The sequence below is a fragment of the Bradyrhizobium sp. CFUWI genome, assembly GCF_056429085.1.
In genome coordinates this window covers 1-21,065 of sequence record NZ_JBWJZE010000045.1, presented here as the reverse complement: position 1 = coordinate 21,065, position 21,065 = coordinate 1, and the positions used below count along the sequence as shown (strand labels likewise).

Sequence of the window (21,065 nt, the reverse complement as noted above, 5' to 3'; positions counted from 1 at the left end):
AGCCTTGACGGCAGCACACCGGATCAAGCCTACTTCACCCCGCTGCCGCTCCGCACGGCAGCCTAACCCCGGCAGAGGCTCCACTTATCGACGCGGATATTCTGTTCAGACAACCGGGGCCAGCTCACGGGGAGGTTTGAGGCCGTATCACAGGATTGATCGATTTGTTGCCTATCCATGTTGGTGCGGAGAACACACCGCTATCATGAGAGGATCGAGATATTGTCGTTCAGCAAGCCCACGTTCTTTGGCGACCCATGGCTCGACGACGAGGGCACCAACGTCGTGCCGTTCGAAAGCCCGTGTAACAGCATATATCTCGCTGTCGGCGACTTCGGCCTGGCCAAGATCTTCAACATCAGCCGGTTCGTCGCGGCCCTCCCACGCTGCGCGAAGACGTGCCCAAGCGAGGAATTCCGACTCCTTCTCGGGGGTGTGGGCTCTCGCTGACTTCGGTTACATCGCCCTATGAGCTGGCCGGCGGCAGTGCCTGGCAGGACATCATTCGCGGCTGCGACCTTGGCTTTCGGGCCGCGATTGCGGCTGTCGTTCGTTTGATCACTGTCCTCAGCCGTACCGTGGCGGCCGGAGCTGCTCCAGTCCATCCTCGATCACTCGGAGGTCTTCAAGTAGAGAAGATCGCGACTGAGCCGGGTTGGTGCCGGATGTGGACTGTAGTGTTCCCAGCAACTGGCCGCAAAGTTCTCGCATATTCTCCAGGGCTTGCCGGTTCTTCAAACGTACATAAGCGGAAACGATCAATTCGACGGTTGTTGGCAATGGGTTGCTCCGAATACAAAGCTCTAAAATACGTTGCATCGTAACCCGTTCAAGATAACCTGCAAGACCGCTCGATGAACACGTTGTCCATCCAGCGCCCGCGACCGTCCATCGAGATCCTGACGCCGGTGGCGGCCAACGCGCCGGTGTAGGCGGCGTCAACAGGTAAGGGCGTCCAGATCGGCGAGCGGTGGCATGAAGCCGAGCTTGCTGCAATCGCATGGATCGCGAAGATCGGCGAGAGGATAACGCGCACTCAGGCCGTGCGTCGGCTGGTCGAGCTCGGGCTGAAGACGAAGAAGTGAGCAACTGAACGATTTGAGGTGACCATGAAGCTGCTGATCGCGCTAATCACGCTGTTCTTTGCGAACGGCGCTTTTGCTCAAGCTGCTCCACCCAGAGCAGCAAAGATGCCATCCACTCATGTTAAGTCGCAGGCGCCGCTGGGTTGTAAACTAGTCGGGACGGTCAGAGGCGCGAAGATCTGGGCAGGTGATTGCGTTGCTGCGACACCAGTGGACACGCCAGCGCCGTCATCACCGCCCGCCCCGTCAGCCGAAGGCGATGCGCCCGCAGAGAAGCAGTGATGGGCTCAAGCATCATCAATCTGCAATATCGGTGCAATTGTCCGCCTCTGCCGGCTTCAGGATGTGCGCAGCACTAGCTTGCAGATGTGGTGGGAATACGGGTGGTCGGCGTTGACCTAGCGTTGAATCTGCTCCACGGGCAAGACCCCGCACATGCGGCAGCAGATAGTGCCGTGAAGGCCAATGCTTTATTCACCCCTATTATGCGCACCGGAAAGCTGCTATTTGGCAAGACTGTCCACGATTGGCGATTGCTATGACCTGTTTCCTTCTGACCGGCGCAGGCTTTTCTTACAACTGGGGCGGCCCTCTTGCTTCCGAGGTCTTTGAACAGATCTTAGCCGACAAAAACATCGATACGGTCTCGCGGGATCGACTGTTCGATTCAGGCGGTCGTTTCGAAAGCGTAATGGCCGAGCTACAAATTTCGAAAGACGCGGAGGACCAGAGGCGTGCCGATGCGGCTGCTGACCTCAGTGGTTGGCATCTTCAACCACATGAACAACAGTTTCATTATAAACAGTTCGAGTTCGAGAACCCGCCCAGCGTCCAGCACTCTGTCGCTGCGTTCCTTAGCCGCTTCCATGTGATATCTGCGCTCAATCAAGAGAGCCTGCTCGAACAACACTACAATCCAATATTCGGTACGCCGCAGAACTGGTCTCGTCTTTATCAGCCGGGAATGAGACACCCATCGACATTCAGGCCAAGCGGAACCCGCCAAGACAAGTTCGCTCCCGTGGAGCCCAATCCGCCTTTCACTACTATCCCAACCAGTGGTGCCCAACCTTACGTGAAACTCCCATGGATCGGTGAATTGGGTCGAGTCCAACATGGGTAGCGCATTCTCATCATGGGAGGGGAAAAAGCCGTAAGCATTGGTCTATACCCCAACCTGAAATGGTATCATGATCAATTCCGCGGGATACTTCTCAGGCGATCGGCCCGACTGCTGATAATCGGTTACAGCTTCAGTGACGCCCATATCAATGACGCGATCGTGGAAGGGCTGGCGAACGGTCTGAAGATCTCTATTGTTGATCCCTACGCGCTCAGTGCGCTGAAGAGAGACCCGCGGATCGAGAAGAAGCGCTCGGAATCGGTCATAGGTATTTCAACGCGGCCTCTCACTGCGACATTCGGGGGCGATAGAAACGCTCACGCGCAAATCTCGCAGTTCTTCGCCTAGGACGTCATTAGCGCCAAGCCATAGCCTAATTGAAGTCAGTTGGATGAACGCGAGGTAGCGACAAGTTTGTCGTAGCCCGTGCCACCGCGACATTGCTTGATCCGGTTGAAGAACCGCTCAACTCGACAACTAGGAGAAAACGTGAGAGTTGAAGGGCTGGTGGGCAACACCGAAGCAGCCTTGTGCAGCTCATCGGTCACTCCAGGCGTTTGCCTTCTCCCTGCCCGCTGAGAATGCCAACTACAAACACGTACAGCCAGCCTTGATAAAAGTCGAATAGGTGAGAGTTGAAGACCGAGCTCGCAATGTTCTGAACGACGGCAACAAAGCCGATCAATGCAAGGAAATTCCCATTCGGTCCCATCATCCCTGCACGGAACAGCCAGAGATGAGCCCCCCACATTCCAAAAAGAACTATGCCGCCGAGCATTCCCCATTGGATCGCGACGGCAAGCGTCTGATTATGCGGGTTGTCAACTACCAAACCCGTCAGGCCATCATGTCCCGCCGCCGCTGCAGCGAACAGACTTCTGGTCGACCCGGTCCCGCGCCCGAGAACCGGTGCGGAACGCACGAAGCCGATCGACTTGCGCCAAAACTCGAGACGCTCGGCGCCTCCAGCTGGATAACCGTCAGCGGTGAACACAGCGTTCGCGCGATAGCTGTCGATTTCCTTGAACAGACGAGTCGTCTTCGTTTGCAGATTCGGTGACGTCGCCAGCAATCCGGCCGTTAGCGCGCTGATCCCCGCGAACAACGCAAGCAGCGACCATCCTTGAACATAGCGCAATGCAAGCAGCGTCAGCATTATCGGCAAGTAGATGAAAGCGGTGCGCGCGACGTTGACGAACGCGAGATTAGCAAGAAAGGCGGACGACACTGCGCAAAGAAGAAGCGCCTTGTTTCGCAGTCCGTTACGCAGGGACTCCGCGGCAAGCCCAAGCAGGACGACCGCGATGAGAACGAATCCCTGACTTTGGTCGATATAGTTCTTGACTGGGACTCCCGCCTCCCTCGCTCCGATCAGATGGAAGACTTCGGGCGAGATGAACAAAACAAACGAGAATGCCAGCAGACCCAAGCTGGAAGCAACATAGGTCACGAACACCATCCGGGCGCAACCCGATTCTCGAAAATGCAGGGCGAGCGGTAGCACCCAGAGCAATTTTCCGACCTTCTCGAACGCATGCAATCGGTCCGACCACGGCACCTCATGGGCCCAGGTCACCCCGATTGCAGCAATTCCGAAGAGCGCGACCGGAAGCGCGTAGGCAGGTCGCGTCCAATCTTTAGTCAACTCGAGCGGACCGTACGTGATCAGGACCATGAGCAGTACGGGGATCGCCAAGATGGTTGTGGCGGACGTGGACCACGGAAAGGCCGCAGCCAGGATCATGATGGTGACATCGATCACGCGCATTCGAAGGACGCAGGCTTGACGTTCCTTCGGCCCACTCCAAACGAAAAAAAGGAGCCTAAGCTGGGAGCCGGTTACCACAATTTGGAGCTTTATAATTATCGATCCGGGCGTCGGGCTGTTTGGGCATCATTCTAGGTCGTAGCCCTCAACGGAAATAAAGCAAGGGAACGGCACTTTCGGGACGAAATCAACCAAAAGTAGATGTTGCCGCCTCCCGTCACACCTGCCGTGTCGGCGGGAGCCGGAACCAAAGGACCCTGGCTGCAGCAGTTCAACAGCGCAAATGCCGGTTCGTGGACACGCGGCCTCCTGATCCGTCGGCGCGTCGCCCGGTGATGACCTTGCCTTCTTCACCACCTGGTGCCCTGCAGGAACACCTAGACTAGTTCACGTGCTGATTTGAGTAAGAGGAAAACACCTCCATCGCTCAGGCTGTGAGGGTGTTGAACGGACTTCACGCACCTTCTTAAAAGGACCTCACGCTCTTTGCCGGGGGGCAAGTGCTCTGCGCGGGCTCCTTCGATGAGCCGTTCGCCCAGTGTTTTATGCTGCTTGAACCTGAGGCGCTTCATGGGCGTTGTTCCGTGATGAACTCGCTGTACTCCAAAAACGCCCTGGAAGTTCAGACGTTCGATAGAACACCGTAGGCTCATGCATCGAAGCGTGCTACTACCTGAATCGAGGGGGATCGCGCTAACGTTGGCTGGATCGCGCCCTTGGCCCGATCAATCCGGCCCCTCAGATCCGATGAATGACTCGCCGACGCGCGGCGACCCCAGGCGCGCCTTCCCAGCAGCCCCACCCGCTGCACTATTCCCATAGCGCCCACAGCTCCGCAGCTTCGTTCAATCCGGCTTCTATGAGGTCGCACGCCAAACCGGGCGCGCGGCTCGCGCCTGCCACGCGACCTCACAGAACCCTCAAGATTCTGACGTCGCGATTTTTCCTGATTCGGTCAGGTGAAGCGCGCCGGCACGTATGGTGTGGGGTCGATCGCGGGCTTTTCGCCTGTCATGAGTTGCGCGAGCAGTTTTCCGCTCATGCCCCGTCTAACTAAGCACGTCGTCCCCGAGATCGGGGTCCATTTCAACGCATCGCGTTGATCTGGGAAAGTTGCGATGCTCAACGCGGCGCGTGCCGAAGCTCGCCAACGTTCAGCTGAACTGTCGGCGCTGCGCACCTCCGGATAGTTTTGGCGCGGCTCCTGTGGAGATGGCGGGCTGGCCACAATTACACGGCGCGTGAGATTGCAGGTCTGGTCAGAAGTGCGGCTCATTCAGCCGGCTTCGCAACCGGTCGGCGCGTAGGTTCAAATGCCGCCCGGAGGAGGCGCACCCCGTCTTTGATTCAGAAGAAGACGCATCCGCGGCACACAGACCTGCTCCGCATCATAATGATCGATCACGTAGTGGCGGGCGGTCGCGCGCAGCTCGGAGAACCTTGCCGGCTGTGCCAGCGCTTCAATAATCCGTTCGGAAAGCTCGTCCACCGCGAAGAATGGTACAAGCAAACCGTTTTCCCCGGAGCGGATGATTTCACGTACTGGCGCCGTGTCAGAACCGATCACAAGGCATCCCGCGCTCATCGCTTCCAACATCGACCAGGACAGTACGAAGGGATACGTAAGATAGACGTGTGCGGATGAGACCTGAAGGGCGGCAATAAAGGTGTCATACGGGACGCCGCCCACGAAATGTACACGGGACAAGTCGAGGCGATCACGCACTTCAGCAAGGAATGTTGCCTTCCAGGTCGTGCCCGTCGGTGGCGGCAGACCGTAGGAGACGCCGGTCCTGCCGATGACGATGATCTGCGCGTTCGGCCGGCGTCTCAAGATCTCCGGCAGTGCCCTCATAAAGATATGGTAGCCCCTTAACGGCTCGAGATTTCGCGCGACAAACGTCACGACCTCGTCGGAAGGGCGAAGGTACTGGCCATTCGGTAGTGTCAGGCGCGCATGGGGGTCCGGCCGCATCCGCGCCGTGTCGATGCCCTCATGGATCACGTCGATCTTGCTTTGATAATGTGGGGGAAAGGTCGATTTTTGCCATCTCGTTGGCGAGATCCCCATTTCGCAATCCTCGAGCGCGAGCAGAGTCGTCGCATTCTTCACATCAAGACCAATATGGCCATCAACTCCGGGCACCGGAAATTCCGGGTCAAACCCGACGTCACGCCCCTCGGGCCCGTAGAAAAATTCGCAATAGATGAGCAAACGTGCCTTGGGAAACATCGTACGCAACGGCAGCGTCTCGCCCCACCCGGGATGGGCGAGAATCAGATCCGGCGAAAACCCGGACGTCTGTAAGCTCGAAAGACTGTACAGCACCTGCTCTGCGCGCCGGCACTCAAGATCGAAGCGTCGCGCAAACGGATGCGTTCCCGACACCTCAGCTTTTGGAAGTGCATATCGGATCAATCTTACGGATGGCATCGGTCTTGAAGTCGGCGCGCCGATGGCAACGAGCTCGAAGCCAGGCTGCCTGGCCAAGGCAGCCGCTATGTTGCGGTATTGAGCCGGAAAATTGTTGTGAACGAAAAGAATTTTCATCGGCAAAAGCTCTGGGCGTGATCAACGCAAACAGGTGCGTCCGGCAGTTCCCGATCCTAAACTGCTGTATCACTGTCAGCCCTCGCGGGCATGAAGTGTATTTTGCTGTCACAGATTAAGTGAACGTGACAAACGCATGACAGCTTTGGTTGTTTCCCTGCCGTGTTGTCTATGATAAGCATGCTTACATGCGCGTTGAACTGTGAGCATCCTGATGAGCACCAAACAATTCCGCGTCAACTCTGAGTCACGAAGCCGCCGTCCCTACTTGATCGACGCCGATGATAGCGCGGGCGTTATCGTGCTATTGAGGCACGAGAATGACAGGCTTCGTCAGATTGCTCAACGCAGAAACCGAATACATGCGCCGATCTCTGTTGCCGCCAGATTGCCGTCCCGCCGTTCGCTTGAGAAGCGTTCCCTAAGGCGACTTGTTCGCGGACCGGTTCGTCGGAGCGACGCTCCGAATCTCACGGGATCACGCAACACCGTCAAGCGAGAAGAAAAATCGTTGGTTCAGCGAATGTGATTGGAGCAATGATGGACGATGTTGAGCAGCAGAAAGTTGTAAGTCTAGATCGGGGACTCTTCTTCGTGAGCTACAAGAGCGCGGACGATCTCGCCTCGCCGCCGCACGTGACGGTTGTACCGGCGCAGGGACATGAAGGGTGCATGGAGCTCATCATGCATCCCGACGCAACCGAGCCGACACTTTGGGAGCCGAATTCGGGCCTGATGGTCCGGGTCAACACACCCGGCACGTTGCAGATCCAGGTTCAGCCGATGCGACCCGGGGGATCGCGCGCGGCCATGGTTCGTATCGAACCGATTCAGTCCGGCCGAGCGCCGCTCGCTGCGCAAGGTGAGAGCGCGGCCACGCACGCAAACGTTGCACTGGACGGTCTCAAGATCCTCGGCCACGTCGCAGGTCGCGGCGATGTTGTCGTCGCGCCTAACGCTTGGATTGCAGGTCCAACGGCCCCATCGCGCATCGAAGGAATTGCCCTTGAATGGCCGGAGAAGCCGGCGGGTCTCGACATTCGCTATGCGGTCCAATTGCCAATTGGCCAGGCCGGGAGCGGCAAAATGGTGTCGCTCGGGTCCTATGCCGGCACGCGTGGACGAGCCTTGCCGATTACAGGCGTCGTGCTGGAAGTCAGTGGCGCCGCAAGATTCGAGTTCGTTGCGGAAGCGACGTTCTTGAACGCGCCGACCTTGCGCGCCGTCGGCAAACGCGTCGTTCTATCAGGGCCGACCAGCCGCGAGCCTCTGGTTGGCATTCGCATCGGCGTCAACCGGTTAGCAGCCCCGGACAATGTCGTCGTTCCCGCAAAATCGTCACGAAAGCCGGTCGGCTCCAGCCGGGTCCGCGTTTTCCGCAGCCGGGCGCGCCAAGAGAGCTCCATCGGCTAGGAGCAATGCGAAAATGGAGCCGCGTAGCGTGGGTGAGCGATCGGCTGGGTCCGACGACAATCGCAAGTTTCGCGATGTTTCCTTCCTCGTCGGGCCTCACGCGCATGTCGCGCTCGAACGTCTCGCAGCAGAGGCGTTGACCACGCAGGAGTTCGCGACGGCGCTCAAATACGCCGATCGACGCATTCGAGTTTTGCCTCCACCAGCAGCTCACTGCTTCGTTCTCCGCGCCGAAGCCGCTTGGAGGCTTGGACATAGCGAAGCTGCGCTGTCCGACCTTGCGCGGGCGCTTCTTGTTGATCCTTATGATGTCGGCGCCAACCGCCGGATGCTGGTGTGGGCTGCCGACGAACGGCGACTGGCCGCAGCCGCTCAACTAATATGCCGCGAAGGCAATCCGGCCGTCCTTCGAGCTGCCATCACCGAGCTGCGGCGTGCCGGGGGCCGCCATTGGGCGGCCTGCTCTGTGTTCGACAATCACGTGACGGGCTGGGTCGCCTGGACGAACGCCCGTTCGGTCGAAGTGAGCCTTGCAACCGAAGACGGCACGCTGACGAGCATTCTCGAACCCAATCCGTTTCATCCCCTGGCGAGCGCGGATGTGCAGGCAACAACCTTCTTAGTTCGGCGGCCACCGTCCACGACATCTCAAATCGTGACGCTGAGATGCGGCGAAGACCTCGTCCAGGTTCGACGCGTGGCGTCCAATCTCAGCTCGACGATGACCCTCCGAGCCGCTCGCGATCCTTCCATCAGATCCGGACCGAACGTCGACCTGCCGACCGTTATTGTCCCCGTCTATGCGGATGCGCGGGCAACGATCGAATGCTTCGAGAGCCTCGACAAGGCAAGGCGTCCACGAGGAACTGATAAGGACGCGTTTCAGGTTCTCGCCATCGACGATGCCAGTCCGGAAGTGGAGCTGCAGCGCCATCTGAGCGAGCTTGCGACGGCAGGCAAGATTCGTCTCCTCGTAAACCCAGTCAATCTCGGCTTTGTCGGCGCGATCAATCGGGCGCTGAACGAGATCCAGAGGGGCGACGTAATACTGCTCAACTCCGACACGCTCGTTCCGCCCGGCTTCGTCGATCGCTTAGCCGACGTGGCATATTCGGCGCCAAACATCGGAACCGTCACACCACTTTCTAACAACGGCGACATCTTTTCCTTTCCAACGCCGAACGACGTTAATCCGATGCCGCGCTATGACGAGATTGTCGCAATCGATCGCGTCGCCAGCGTAGCTAATGCGGGGAACGCGATTGATGTCGCAAGCGGCATCGGATTCTGCCTCTATGTTACCCGCGCCTGCCTCGGCAGTGTCGGCGAGCTCTCGGACAATTTCGATCGCGGTTATCTCGAAGACGTCGATCTCTGCCTCCGCGCGCGGACCAACGGCTTCCGGAATGTTTGCGCGCCGTCGGTCTATGTCGGACATCATGGCTCGAAATCTTTTCAAGAGGAGAAGCGCGACCTCGTGCTTCGCAATCTCAGCGTTTTGGACCGGCGCTTCCCGGACTACCGGGCGGAATGCCGCGCCTTTGAAATCGCCGATCCGTTACGGCCGGCGCGCGCAGCGCTTGAGCGTGCGCTGCCATGGCCGGCTGAGCCATCGGTACTAGTTCTCGCGAGCGAGCGGACCTGCCCTGCGGTAACCGACGCGCTGATACGCCATCTCCACCTGCATAGCGAGCGCACGGTCCTGCTCTCGCGGGACGACAACGTGCTTCATCTCCGAGCTGCCGGCGGACATTTGCCGCAGACCACGCGTTTGAGACTCGATACCGAGGTAGATATCGCCAACGCTGGCGACGTCCTGAGACGGCTATCCCCAATGCGTGTCGAGATCCTTGAGCCAAACCTGCCGTCGCGGCTCATCGAGCTGATCCGGTGCCTCGATGTTCCGATCGATCGCTGGCTGATATCGGAGAGTATTGGCGAGATTGCTTCCGTACCCTCCGACACGGCTCCACTTCTCGTTCCCAGCAAAACAGCCAAGGCCTATGCACAAAGCAGGTGGCCCGATCGCATGATCGTGCTGCATGACTGGCCCACATGTTCCCTGACACTGCCGCCAATCTCCGCCAATGATAAATCCCTTGCAATCGTTCCCTCGACGCCAACGCTCGCTTGCCTGCAAATGATACAAACATTGGCCGATCGTCTGTGGCGGCGCAAACCATCGCTACCGATCGTCATCGCCGGGGCGACCTGCGGCGATCATCGCTTGATGTCGCGGCCCAATATCTTCGTCACGGGCGCGATTGCCGCAGACGAACTTGGCGATGTTCTGAGACCACATAATCCGGGCTGGATCCTGACCGATTTTGAGCGGCCCGTCTTCGGCCATCCACTCGTCGAGACCGCCAGACAGGCGACGAGGCCAGTCGCCTACCGTGACTGGTCCGGCGGCGCACTGAAGCCCCGCAAAGGCGACCTTGCCATTTCTGCCATTGTGAACGCGGCGGCGCTTGCCGATCTCGTGGTCGACTGGGTCACGCGGTCCTGAGCATGTCGCGTCTCTCTCGCCACCCATCTGAATCGTCGATCAGACCAAAGCTCGTCAGCCGGCTCGAGCTCGCTCGCGATGGCACGTTGTCGGGCTTCGTCTACGACGCTGAGGCGCCGGAGCGCCGCTATAGCGTCGAGATTTTGCTCGACGGCCTGGTGTTCTGCACAACCTATGCCGACGCCTTCGTTCCCGAGCTTGCTGAACAAGCGCACCAGGCGAGTTGCGGATTCGCAATCACGATTGAGCCCGAGCTGCTGCGCGCCGCACGCACCCTCGAGGCCCGCCTCGCCAATCTCGACACGCCTGTCGGCCAACCGGTCGATTTGGAGAGCGAGCACGCAAATCACGCCGATCTGCGCAAGACGTGTCAGTTGCGCTGGCTCGGCGGGCTGCGTTTCCAGGGCTGGATCGATAGCGACTCCGCGCTCTTTCTGGAGGCAATCGTGGACGGAGAGGTTGTCGCCCAGGTTAATGCAACCGCCTGGACGCATGTGGGCGAAGCTGCGGCACACCGGAATGCGCGCGCTCTTGATTTCCACGTCCCGCAACGCTTTGCCGACGGGCGCGTTCACCGCATTTCGTTGCGCAGGGAGGACGGTGAGCCAATTCCAGCGACGTCCGTCTTTGTCGCCTTTCCCGACGGCCTTGCCGGAATGATTGACGCGCTCGGCGGTTACGGTGCCGAGCGCCTGCGCGGCCAGTTGTATGATCAGCTGATCCCCGCCTCGCTTCCGTTTTCCGACTACGTGAATTGGCGCGATCGCTTCCCGCTGCCGATGCCGCGAGCAAGTGGCCTTTCGCTCGCGGTCGTCGTCGCCGGCGCCCCCGGCGCAGAGCAAACGCTTGCCGCGCTGGAGACCCAGATCCATGAAAGCTGGACGGCAGGCGTGATTGACGGGGAGCCACTCTCTGTCGACAGCGACGCTCTGTTGGAGTTTTTGGACGGCGCCGCATCCGATTCACATCACGTCGTCATCGCGATGGCGGGTGTGGTGCTCGAGCCGAATGCCCTGGCCCGCATTGCCGCAGCATTCGGCGCCTATCCGGATACGATCGCACTGTACGGCGACCTTGATTTTCTCGCCGAGGATGGCCGGCTCTGGCCGCTGGCCTTTCCTGCATTCGACTACGAAAGGATGCTGGAGCAAGGCTATTGTGCGCATCTGTTTGCTGTTCGACGAGACACCCTGCTCGCCGGCCTTGAGGCCCGTCCCGACAATCTTTACCGCCTCTTCAACTGCCTCCTCGATCACGCTGGTCCACGTCAGGAAAACATTCTTCATCTGCCGGGAGCACTGGCGACGCTTCCTAAACTCGATCGAACGAACGCCAGCCATCGGCTTGCCGCGGCGAGCCAAATGCACCTCGACGCACGTGCCGTCAGTGCCGACGTGACCCCGCAGGAAGTCAACCTTTTCCCTGCGGTTCGAATTGGTCGAGCGATTCCGCGCCAGCGCGTGACAGTGGTCATCCCGACCCGGGACCGGCTCCCAATCTTGCGCACCTGCATCGACAGCATCGCGCCGGCGGTGGAGTGCTGCCGCGCAGATATTCTTGTGGTCGACAATGACAGTGTCGATCCCGAGACGATCGCCTATCTTGCAGGCTTGGCGAGACGCGGCGTACGGACTTTGCCGGTCGAAGGTCCCTTCAATTTCGCGAGGCTGAACAATCGAGCCGCAGCAACACTCGATAGTGACGTACTCTGTCTCCTCAATAACGACATCGAGGCGAGTTCCAAAGACTGGCTCGAGGAAATGCTCACGCGGCTCGCCGAGCCTGATGTCGGTGCGGTCGGCGCGCTCCTGACTTGGCCTGGCGGCGTCGTTCAGCATGGCGGTGTCGTCTTGGGAATGAATTTTGCGGCGACTCACGCCTTTACCGACAGATTCGGTGATGATTCCGGGTTTCTCGATCAGCTTCTTGTCGCGCACGAATGCAGCGCCGTGACTGCGGCCTGCCTCGTAACAAGACGTAGCGACTATCTTGCCGTTGGCGGGATGGACGAGTCGCGCTTCGCGGTCGCCTTCAACGACGTCGACTATTGCTTACGGTTGCGCCAAGCGGGCAAGCGGATCGTTTTTACGCCGCATGCGAAGTTAGTTCACGCCGAATCAGCTAGCCGCGGGCGGGACGATCGCGCCGACCGGCGCAGCCGGTTCGAGCATGAACTTGATCTGCTTCGGGCGCGCTGGGGTGAATGGCTCAACCAGGATCCTACATACAATCCGCAGCTCTCGCGCGATGGGATTCCCTACAGCGGCCTCGCCTGGCCGCCCGGACCACGCGCCCCTCGCTACAATCATCTCGAACCCGCGCGCGACGTGCCGTTGGGGTTCTAAGGCGGCGCCTCATCGTCCTTCAGGCCGCCGCGCGCCCCCTTCGCTCGATCCGCCGTTCAATCAAAATGGGCTCGCTGCTGGAACTGGCGCGCCGGCCCGGCGCGTGCTGCTCTTTCTTGCAAGGCAACGAAATCGTCGAGCTCGAGCGATAACGCCTCCTGCCAATTCGGCGTGGTCACTCCAAACTGTCTCTTCAGGCGCGACAGGTCGAGCCGCGAATTGCTGGGCCGTATCGCCCGAGTCGGGAAATCGGCCGTGGCGATCGGAATGACGCTTTCCGCCTTGAGTCTTAGGCCGCGCGTCCTGAGGCCGGCGACGATCGCGCTCGCAAAGCCATGCCAACTGGTCTCGCCGGCGCAGACGAGATTGACCACGCCGCCTTTGCGCGCAAAGAGCTCATTTAGGTTCGACAGATTTGGCAGCACGATATCTGCAATGGCGTTGGTGATCGTTCTCGCAGAGGTCGGCGCGCCGATCTGGTCAGCAACGATACGCAGTTCTTTGCGCTCCGTCGCAAGCCGCGCGATCGTGCGTAGGAAGTTGGCTCCTTGGGCGGCGTAGACCCAGGAGGTGCGTGCAATCAGATGCGGACCGCCTGCTGCGCAAATGGCGGTGTCACCCGCGAGCTTGCTCGCGCCGTAGACCGACAACGGCCCCGTTGGACTATCCTCGCGCCATGGCGCCTCCCCAGAGCCGTCGAAGACGTAGTCTGTGGAAAAATGCACCACCGGCACGCGACGCTTCGCAGACCATTGGGCGATCACCTCGGGTCCCCCGGCATTGATCCGGAATGCGAGCTCGCGCTCGTCCTCGGCACGGTCCACCGCGGTATAGGCCGCGGGGTTGACGATGAGATCCGGCTGAAGCGTGTCGAGTACCCCGACGAGTCTGTCAGGCTTCGACAAATCGAACTCATTGATGTTAGGCGCGATGATCGTTCCGAATCGAGCCAGGAGTGGTTGTAATGCACCTCCGACCTGCCCGCCGGTTCCCGTCAACAGTATCCGCATCAGACTTGCCCATACAATGGAAGGTTTTTGACGTCGGCAAGCAGCGGCGCGTCCGCGTCCTTGGCCGAGAGCGACGGCTTTTCGTTACCCCAGTTGATACCGATCGCCGGGTCGTCCCAGCGGATCGAAATCTCGTTCTCCGGACTATAGAAATCATCGCATTTGTAGAAAAGGTCCGCGGTCTCTGAGAGCACCAGGAAACCGTGCGCGAATCCCCGCGGAACCCATAGCTGCCGCCGGTTCTGCTCGCTCAACTCGACGGCAACGTGACGTCCGAAATTCGGGCTGCCGACGCGGGTGTCGACGGCGACGTCGAGCACCTTGCCCCGCAGCACGGCGGCCAATTTGCCCTGGGTAACCGAATTCTGCAGATGCAGACCCCGCAGAACGCCGTAACGCGAACGGGACATGTTGTCCTGCACGAAGGGCCGCGTGATACCGTATGTGATGTAGCGAGTGAATTGATAGCTCTCCACGAAGAAACCACGGTCGTCGCCGAAGAACTTGGGCTCGATGATGAGAACTTCGGGAAGCTCTGTCCGGACCACATTCATTTCGGAGCACTTCGAATTTGCCGAGCCCACCCCCGATCTCTCGGCGTCGGCACGAACTTGTACTCTTCACATTATATGTTATGATTATGATAAGTACACTGTGAGGAGCAAATGAAAGGCATCATTCTCGCAGGCGGCAGCGGCTCTCGCCTCTATCCCGTGACGACTGTCGTCTCGAAGCAACTTCTGCCGGTCTTCGACAAACCCATGATCTACTATCCCCTCTCCACGCTAATGCTCGGCGGAATCAGGGAAATTTTGATCATCTCCACGCCGCAGGATCAGGCGCTTTTCGAACGACTGCTCGGCGATGGCAGCGAAATCGGCTTGCGTTTCTCCTACGCGGCGCAAGCGACGCCCCGCGGACTTGCCGACGCGTTCATCGTCGGCCGGCATTTCATCGGCGACGATCCGGTCGCCCTTGTGTTAGGGGATAACATTTTCTACGGGCACAGCTTGCCTGGAATGTTGACTAAGGCATCTCTGCGCAATAAGGGCGCTACCATATTCGGTTATGTCGTCAACACACCCGAGGAATATGGCGTGGTCGAGCTCGACCAGGCCGGCCGTGCGCTTTCCATCGAGGAGAAGCCGAAACAGCCGAAGTCCAACGTCGCGGTGACCGGCCTCTACTTCTACGACAACGACGTGGTGGACATTGCCGCACGCATCAAGCCGTCGGCTCGTGGCGAGATCGAGATTACGGACGTTAACAAGGCCTATATGGATCGAGGCGATCTCTACGTGGACGTGCTCGGTCGCGGCTTTGCGTGGCTCGACACCGGTACGCATTCCTCACTCGTCGAAGCCAGCCATTTCGTCCAGATCCTCGAGCAACGCCAGGGCCTGCGCATCGCCTGCCCAGAAGAAATCGCGTTGCGACAGGGCTACATTACGATTCAAGCGTTCGAACGTGTGGCCGCGAAAACCGCCAAGAGCAGCTACGGCGAATATCTACAATCTGTCGCACGCGCGCACAGAGCAGCCTGATTCGGCACACGGAGTAGAGATCATGCGTTTGAAGGGGGTGACCATCTTCGTGACGGGCGGGGCCGGGTTCATCGGCTCCGCGGTCGTACGACATCTCCTGCGCAACAGCCACGCACGCGTCGTCAACCTCGACAAGCTCACCTACGCCGCGAACCTTGGTTCCCTGCCCGGCGCGACGGAAAACCTCAAATACGCCTTTGAGAAGCAATGCATCTGCGACGCGCCGGGTCTGCGCCGACTGTTCGAGCACTATCAGCCCGACGCTGTGTTGAACCTTGCCGCAGAGAGCCACGTCGACCGCTCGATCGACGGCCCCGGCGAATTCATCCAGACTAATATTGTGGGAACGTTCACACTGCTCCAGGAGGCCCTACGCTACTGGAGGACGCTATCTCCGGACAAGCGGGCGCGGTTCCGCTTCCAGCATATCTCCACGGATGAAGTGTTCGGCTCGCTCGGCGAGGAAGGCTTCTTCACGGAAACCACGCCCTACTCGCCCAATTCACCCTACTCGGCAAGCAAGGCCTCATCCGACCACTTAGTGCGCGCCTGGCATGAGACCTACGAGCTGCCCACGCTCCTGACCAACTGCTCGAACAATTACGGCCCCTATCACTTCCCCGAAAAGCTGGTCCCGCACATGATCATCAAGGGCCTGGCCGGAGAGCAGCTCCCCGTCTACGGCGACGGAAACAATGTTCGCGATTGGCTCTATGTCGAGGATCACGCCAAGGCCCTCACACTCGTGCTCGAGCACGGAGCCGTCGGCGAGACCTATAATATCGGTGGCCGGAACGAGCGCACCAATCTCCATGTGGTTGAAAGCATCTGCGATCTCCTCGACGAGATTAGTCCGGGTCAAACCGGGCGGCGCCGCGATCTCATCACCTTCGTCGCCGACCGCCCCGGCCACGATCGCCGCTACGCGATCGACGCCTCGAAGCTCGAACGCGATCTCGGCTGGCGCGCGGAGGAGACTTTCGAGACCGGCATTCGCAAGGCCGTGCACTGGTACGTCGATCACCAGCCGTGGTGGCTGGCGATCCTTGAGCGCGGATATCAGGCCAAGCGGGTTGGACTCATCCAGTAGCCTGAGCGAAGCAGCTTTCTGCTCAAAGACCGGCGTTCGCTCAATCGAGGAAGAGATGCACAAAACCGAGATCAACAAGATATATGAGACATATGCACCCCTAACCGACCAGGAATGGCGGTCCGATCTGGTCAGGAGCGTCAGAGAACCTTCGATACGAGGCATCGCCTTTCCCTCGTTCCCGTCAGCGGACCTGCAGCGCCATCTGCAAGGAAACTCCAATGAGATGGCGATCAGAGGCGCGCTCAGCTTTCGTGACCACTGCGTCAGCGTCTTGAACGCCAACGGCGCCCCCCTCTCCAAGGATAGCATCCTGATCGACTTTGGAACTGGCTGGGGCCGCATCGCGCGCGCTTTTATGAGGGATGTGCCTGCGGCGAATATCTATGCGGTCGAACCGTTCGACTTCATCGTCGAAGCGCGCAAGGCGAACAGCTATATCAGCTTCGTCAAAACCGATCCGTTGCCACCGCTCCCGTTCCGTGACGGATTTGCGACCCACTTCGTCACTTGGTCGACTTTTTCACACTTTAACCAGCACTATTTTGATCGGTGGATTTCCGAAATTGCCCGAGTTCTCAGACCAGGTGGCATTTGCTTCATAACGACTCTCGGCATTCGATTCTTGGAGGACCTGAAGGAAGCACACCGAAAGAAGATCAATGGTCAAGAAATACACTTCTGGATTGATCTCATTCTGAAGCGGCTTCCCAGTGACGCGATCGACGCCGCAATATCGAAAGTCAGGTCCGGCAATTTCTTTTGGCTGCCCTCGGACTCAGTGGCGCGCAGCGAGTTTGCAGAATGCTTCGTTACGGACAGATATCTCTCCGATAAGTTCTCCAATCTATTCGCTGTCATCGACTATGCTGATCACGGACAGTTGGCCCAAGATTGCATAGCACTGAGACGAAAATAGAGCGTGGTGCCACAGCTCTCAAAAGACGTTTTCGAGGGAGACGACGGCCATCTCTTCTTAGTCGGTGGCAGCAACGACGTCGCCCGTCTTTTCTCCGAATCCGACCACAATCTCCAATTGATCTGTTCTGCATGGAAAGCTCTCCTGACCAGCAGAAAGAGAGCTGCTACGGATAAAGGAATCAAATATCTTCACTGCTTTGTTCCAGACAAACTTTCGATTCTCAGGACGAAGGCACTCGCCGTCACCTCTCAAATGAGATTTCCGGCCGAAATCCTGGAAGAAAGCGGTGATGCCGAGTTGCGCGGATTCTTGGTGCCGCTAACCAAGTATCTCAGAAAGCAGGCAGGCAACTACGAAGTATTCCATCGAACCGATACTCATTGGACGGTGGAGGGCTGTTTCAGCGCCTATCAGATGCTGTGCTCATACATGGTGATACCGCAAAAGGCAGATCTGATCATGCGGAACGCACCAGCCCGCGAGGGTAGCTGGGATCTCGGCTCGAAGTTGACGCCCAAACGGTTCGAGACGATCCGGTTCGGACGTTTTGGCATTGGCGCATCCCGGGTCGAGGCCAACGATATCGTGACCGCGCGTGAAACCGGCCAAGTGCCGAACGATCTGTTGCTGCACGTCGGATCGATCGTCGAATATCGCAATGAAAGACACCCTCTGGCGAAAGTGCGGATTCTCGTGTTCGGTGATTCCTTTTTTGAGTATCGGCCTCATATGCTCACCGGAATGTTTGCCGAGACTGTCGATGTCGTGATGTTTGTCTGGTCGTCCGCCATCGACTGGAAATTGGTCGACGAGTTCAAGCCGGATATGCTCTTAACGGAGGTTGCGGAGCGATTTGTTCGCGTCGTGCCCACGGATGACGTCGATATCAGGCGACATGCGACCGACAAACTTCAGTCTGTCTTGCGTTCGCAATCCGAACGGAGAGCATCATAACCTGACACGGGAACCGCACATGACTCCAAGCGTGGAACAAACTCCAGAGGTGCGAGTTTTGCCCCTCACGTTCTGCGAGGCGTTTGCAGCTTGTTATGGAATGATCAACAGCCGCGTGGACGTTCTCCAAGGCAAATGAATGGCCCCGCCCATCTGGTCGTAACCGCAGATGTCAGTCATCTCGTACCTATCAACGCGTCGGACTCTTCTGCGAGGGTTTTTCGCCAGCCTTCTGCTTCCCACCCGCAGTTACCCAAAAACTCGATGCCCGATCTTCGGAGCCATAAGGTGGGACGCACAATACTGCGACACGAGGGGGGAACCCTGTTATGAAGAAGAAAAAGCTTTGAGTCCCCAACACTGGCAGTTTCGTGCGCCGCTCCATAGCCGTCTGACCGATTCCAAAACGTTGCAATTCAACGCTACCGAGGCCTCGTTCGACGAAGAGATACGGGTCGCTCATGCGGCCGGTCTCGGCTATTGGGCATATCTAGCGTACGGCAGAGATGGCAAATTGGACCTCGCGCACTCGATGATGCAGGGGCTGAAGTACCATCGTCGAAGCGGCATTGCCGATCAGATGAACTATTGTCTGATAGCGACCTTAGACACGCTAGGTCGCGCTAACGGATTCGACGAGGCGACAAAGCGCATTCACGGTCTCTTTTCGGACCACAACTACCAGAGAACGCAGGACGGCAGACCGCTTCTGTTCCTCTACTACCTCGATGCCCTATTGCCCTCATACTGGAATGGTTCACTCGTCGAGCTCGGGAAATCGATGTCTCACCTGCGAAATCAGACGACTTCTTCGGGTGGTAAAAACCCCTACATCGTGCTTCTGCACGCACCGCCTACTACAGCTGAAACGGTCCGAAAGCAGATAGCCGTCGATGCCATTTCGGCATATGGGATAAATTTCGGGCCAAACAGGTCTGGAACCTATCCCGAGCTCCAACGGCACGTAGAACAATATTGGGAAGATGAGTTGGCCCACAGTTCGGGCAGTGTGGTGCCGACCGTCATGGTCGGTTGGGACTCGCGGCCGCGAAAGGAGACCCCTCCCGCTTATGACAAACGGGATTACACGCGCATCGACAAGCGTGCGCATGTCACGATCGCAACCCCTAGCGAGTTCTCTTTCGCCTGCCGACAGGCGTCGCGCTTCATGTCGAACCATCCGGACCGATGCCCCTATCAGATTGCGCTGATCTATTCCTGGAATGAATACAGCGAAGGTGGAGCACTAGCCCCGACTTTGGGTGATTCGTCGGCCTCAATGTTGAGAACTGCTAGCGAGGTTCTGAAGGCTTGTCGCACGGGCGAGAACTAAACAGCACACGCGGCTCCCGGTCCACGACGGCAGCCGCAATCAGCCTCGGCTTTACAAATCAGTCCGTACGATAGCAATAGCTTGCAAAATACCGAGTCGCGCGTCGATACATCCGGCAACGAAGCGATCACTCGTCATTGTACGCACACGCTTCCGCTTACGACCGGCCCGTCGATCTGGAACGAAGGATCTGCCGCAATGCTCCCGCACGGCATCATTGCGCTGATTTGTACTCGACGCCGGAATGAGTGATCAGTTAGTCGGCCGTGAAGAACCTGCCAAGCCATTGGGCGGGAGTCGATTTTGGGAACGGAGCGAGGTTTGAGATTGCCAGCTTTTTGGGTTTGAAGGCCGGAAAGCCTGCAATTTCATTCTTTGCGATTTCCTCGAATCGCGGGTCGTGATTCCGTGGGTCGCATCGGAGGGGACGATGCGACCGAAGGAACGACGGGACAGCGGACAGGCCGATCTCCTGCGCTCACGGCTGGACGCGATCATCGACATGAACCATGCGCTGGTGAAGCTTTCGCGGACGATCGACTGGTCGTTCCTCGCGGAACGGTTCGGCGCGGTCTACGAGGACAAGCCGGGCCGGCCGCCGCTGCCGACGCGGCTGATGGCGGGATTGGCCATCCTCAAGCACACCTACGACCTGTCCGACGAAGTGCTGTGCGAGCGCTGGGTGGAGAACCCCTATTACCAGTTCTTTTGCGGCGAGGAGTTCTTCCAGCACCGCCTGGTGTTCGACCGCTCCTCGCTGACGCGCTGGCGCCAGCGCATGGGCGAGGAGAAGCTGCAGGCGCTGCTGCAGGAGAGCCTCTCGGTTGCCACCAAGACCAAGGCGATCAAGCCAAGTGACCTCAATCGCGTCATCGTCGACACCACGGTGCAGCCCAAGAACGTGATGTTCCCGACCGACGCGCGGCTTCTGAACCGCGCCCGCGAGATCCTGGTGCGGCTCGCAAAGGGAGCCTGCATCAAGCTGCGTCAATCCTATGGGCGGATCGGCAAGTTCGCGCTGATCAAGCACCAGCGCTATGCCCACGCCAAGCAGTTCAAGCGCGCCAATCGAGCCTTGAGGACGCTTAGAACCTATCTCGGACGCGTCATCCGCGACATTGGTCGCAAGCTCGAAGGCAATGTCGACTTGCTCCATCAGATCGCTCTCGACCGTATGCTGATACTGGCGCGACGGGTGCTTGACCAGAAGCAGCACCAACGTGGCCCAAAGGTCTATTCGCTGCACGCGCCGGAGGTGGAGTGCATCGGCAAGGGCAAGGCGCACCGGCCTTACGAGTTAATGGCATGGACCACGCCCGCTCCCAGCGGCAACGTGGAGTCCGGCGGGGCAACAGCAGGAGCGCAAGCCATGTCGAATACGAACATTGTCACGATCGGTATCGATCTCGGGAAGAACA

General features: G+C 58.8%; 17 protein-coding genes. 13 read left to right on the top strand and 4 right to left on the bottom strand.

The window, feature by feature from the left end; all coding sequences use genetic code 11:
- Positions 1 to 222: 222 nt before the first annotated feature.
- From AC066S_RS37300 to AC066S_RS37285, 4 genes are all read left to right on the top strand, one after another.
- Entirely contained in the window at positions 223 to 450 is a 228-nt protein-coding gene (locus AC066S_RS37300; protein WP_478271854.1) for a hypothetical protein, read from the top strand.
- Positions 451 to 1,109: 659 nt separating this feature from the next.
- Positions 1,110 to 1,367 carry a hypothetical protein gene (locus tag AC066S_RS37295; protein ID WP_126262029.1) on the top strand — a complete coding sequence of 86 codons (258 nt, stop codon included), beginning with the start codon at positions 1,110 to 1,112 and terminating at the stop codon, positions 1,365 to 1,367.
- 256 nt (positions 1,368 to 1,623) lie between these two features.
- The gene (locus AC066S_RS37290) at positions 1,624 to 2,208 is read left to right on the top strand and encodes a hypothetical protein (protein WP_126262028.1); all 585 of its coding nucleotides are present in this window, start codon (positions 1,624 to 1,626) and stop codon (positions 2,206 to 2,208) included.
- Positions 2,209 to 2,220: 12 nt separating this feature from the next.
- Complete coding sequence (locus tag AC066S_RS37285) at positions 2,221 to 2,556, top strand: SIR2 family protein (protein ID WP_164719137.1); 336 nt, start codon at positions 2,221 to 2,223, stop codon at positions 2,554 to 2,556.
- A 196-nt stretch (positions 2,557 to 2,752) separates the two neighbouring features.
- Here AC066S_RS37285 and AC066S_RS37280 read toward each other — a convergent pair whose 3' ends face one another.
- Both AC066S_RS37280 and AC066S_RS37275 read right to left on the bottom strand, forming a co-directional pair.
- Entirely contained in the window at positions 2,753 to 3,970 is a 1,218-nt protein-coding gene (locus tag AC066S_RS37280) for an O-antigen ligase family protein (RefSeq protein WP_164719136.1), read from the bottom strand.
- 1,315 nt (positions 3,971 to 5,285) lie between these two features.
- Positions 5,286 to 6,527: a glycosyltransferase family 4 protein gene (locus AC066S_RS37275; RefSeq protein ID WP_126262025.1), complete on the bottom strand. Its 1,242-nt coding sequence runs from the start codon at positions 6,525 to 6,527 to the stop codon at positions 5,286 to 5,288.
- A gap of 537 nt (positions 6,528 to 7,064) precedes the next feature.
- Between AC066S_RS37275 and AC066S_RS37270 the strand changes: the two genes are divergently transcribed.
- From AC066S_RS37270 to AC066S_RS37260, 3 genes are all read left to right on the top strand, one after another.
- Positions 7,065 to 7,940, top strand: a complete 876-nt coding sequence (locus AC066S_RS37270; RefSeq protein ID WP_126262024.1) for a hypothetical protein — start codon at positions 7,065 to 7,067, stop codon at positions 7,938 to 7,940.
- A gap of 13 nt (positions 7,941 to 7,953) precedes the next feature.
- On the top strand, positions 7,954 to 10,449 hold the full coding sequence (locus AC066S_RS37265; RefSeq protein WP_235884935.1) for a glycosyltransferase: 2,496 nt from the start codon (positions 7,954 to 7,956) through the stop codon (positions 10,447 to 10,449).
- A gap of 86 nt (positions 10,450 to 10,535) precedes the next feature.
- Positions 10,536 to 12,794 (top strand): glycosyltransferase family 2 protein, encoded by a 2,259-nt coding sequence (locus tag AC066S_RS37260; RefSeq protein ID WP_347338656.1) that lies wholly within the window; start codon positions 10,536 to 10,538, stop codon positions 12,792 to 12,794.
- 56 nt (positions 12,795 to 12,850) lie between these two features.
- Here the strand turns inward: AC066S_RS37260 and rfbD are convergent, their stop codons facing one another.
- Complete coding sequence (gene rfbD / locus AC066S_RS37255) at positions 12,851 to 13,804, bottom strand: dTDP-4-dehydrorhamnose reductase (RefSeq protein ID WP_126262022.1); 954 nt, start codon at positions 13,802 to 13,804, stop codon at positions 12,851 to 12,853.
- Entirely contained in the window at positions 13,804 to 14,358 is a 555-nt protein-coding gene (rfbC, locus tag AC066S_RS37250) for a dTDP-4-dehydrorhamnose 3,5-epimerase (RefSeq protein ID WP_126262021.1), read from the bottom strand. The genes rfbD and rfbC overlap by 1 nt, the downstream gene beginning before the upstream one ends.
- Positions 14,359 to 14,469: 111 nt before the next feature.
- Between rfbC and rfbA the strand changes: the two genes are divergently transcribed.
- From rfbA to AC066S_RS37220, 6 genes are all read left to right on the top strand, one after another.
- The gene (gene rfbA / locus AC066S_RS37245) at positions 14,470 to 15,348 is read left to right on the top strand and encodes a glucose-1-phosphate thymidylyltransferase RfbA (RefSeq protein ID WP_126262020.1); all 879 of its coding nucleotides are present in this window, start codon (positions 14,470 to 14,472) and stop codon (positions 15,346 to 15,348) included.
- Between the two features lie 22 nt (positions 15,349 to 15,370).
- Positions 15,371 to 16,438: a dTDP-glucose 4,6-dehydratase gene (gene rfbB, locus AC066S_RS37240; RefSeq protein WP_126262019.1), complete on the top strand. Its 1,068-nt coding sequence runs from the start codon at positions 15,371 to 15,373 to the stop codon at positions 16,436 to 16,438.
- A 55-nt stretch (positions 16,439 to 16,493) separates the two neighbouring features.
- A complete protein-coding gene (locus AC066S_RS37235) occupies positions 16,494 to 17,357 on the top strand; it encodes a class I SAM-dependent methyltransferase (RefSeq protein WP_126262018.1) in 864 nt (287 codons plus the stop codon).
- Positions 17,358 to 17,360: 3 nt separating this feature from the next.
- On the top strand, positions 17,361 to 18,314 hold the full coding sequence (locus AC066S_RS37230) for an alginate O-acetyltransferase AlgX-related protein (RefSeq protein ID WP_126262017.1): 954 nt from the start codon (positions 17,361 to 17,363) through the stop codon (positions 18,312 to 18,314).
- A 346-nt stretch (positions 18,315 to 18,660) separates the two neighbouring features.
- Entirely contained in the window at positions 18,661 to 19,647 is a 987-nt protein-coding gene (locus AC066S_RS37225; RefSeq protein WP_164719135.1) for a glycoside hydrolase family 71/99 protein, read from the top strand.
- Between the two features lie 430 nt (positions 19,648 to 20,077).
- The coding region (locus AC066S_RS37220) for an IS5 family transposase (protein WP_478271853.1) at positions 20,078 to 21,065 on the top strand (988 nt) is incomplete at its 3' end.

Bases quoted from the DNA above. Each gene is read 5' to 3' on its own strand.
- rfbC (WP_126262021.1), bottom strand. From the start codon at position 14,358: ATGAATGTGGTCCGGACAGAGCTTCCCGAAGTTCTCATCATCGAGCCC.
- AC066S_RS37265 (WP_235884935.1), top strand. From the start codon at position 7,954: ATGGAGCCGCGTAGCGTGGGTGAGCGATCGGCTGGGTCCGACGACAAT.
- AC066S_RS37290 (WP_126262028.1), top strand. From the start codon at position 1,624: ATGACCTGTTTCCTTCTGACCGGCGCAGGCTTTTCTTACAACTGGGGC.
- AC066S_RS37235 (WP_126262018.1), top strand. From the start codon at position 16,494: ATGCACAAAACCGAGATCAACAAGATATATGAGACATATGCACCCCTA.
- AC066S_RS37275 (WP_126262025.1), bottom strand. From the start codon at position 6,527: ATGAAAATTCTTTTCGTTCACAACAATTTTCCGGCTCAATACCGCAAC.
- AC066S_RS37285 (WP_164719137.1), top strand. From the start codon at position 2,221: ATGGGAGGGGAAAAAGCCGTAAGCATTGGTCTATACCCCAACCTGAAA.
- rfbA (WP_126262020.1), top strand. From the start codon at position 14,470: ATGAAAGGCATCATTCTCGCAGGCGGCAGCGGCTCTCGCCTCTATCCC.
- AC066S_RS37270 (WP_126262024.1), top strand. From the start codon at position 7,065: ATGATGGACGATGTTGAGCAGCAGAAAGTTGTAAGTCTAGATCGGGGA.
- rfbD (WP_126262022.1), bottom strand. From the start codon at position 13,804: ATGCGGATACTGTTGACGGGAACCGGCGGGCAGGTCGGAGGTGCATTA.
- AC066S_RS37295 (WP_126262029.1), top strand. From the start codon at position 1,110: ATGAAGCTGCTGATCGCGCTAATCACGCTGTTCTTTGCGAACGGCGCT.
- rfbB (WP_126262019.1), top strand. From the start codon at position 15,371: ATGCGTTTGAAGGGGGTGACCATCTTCGTGACGGGCGGGGCCGGGTTC.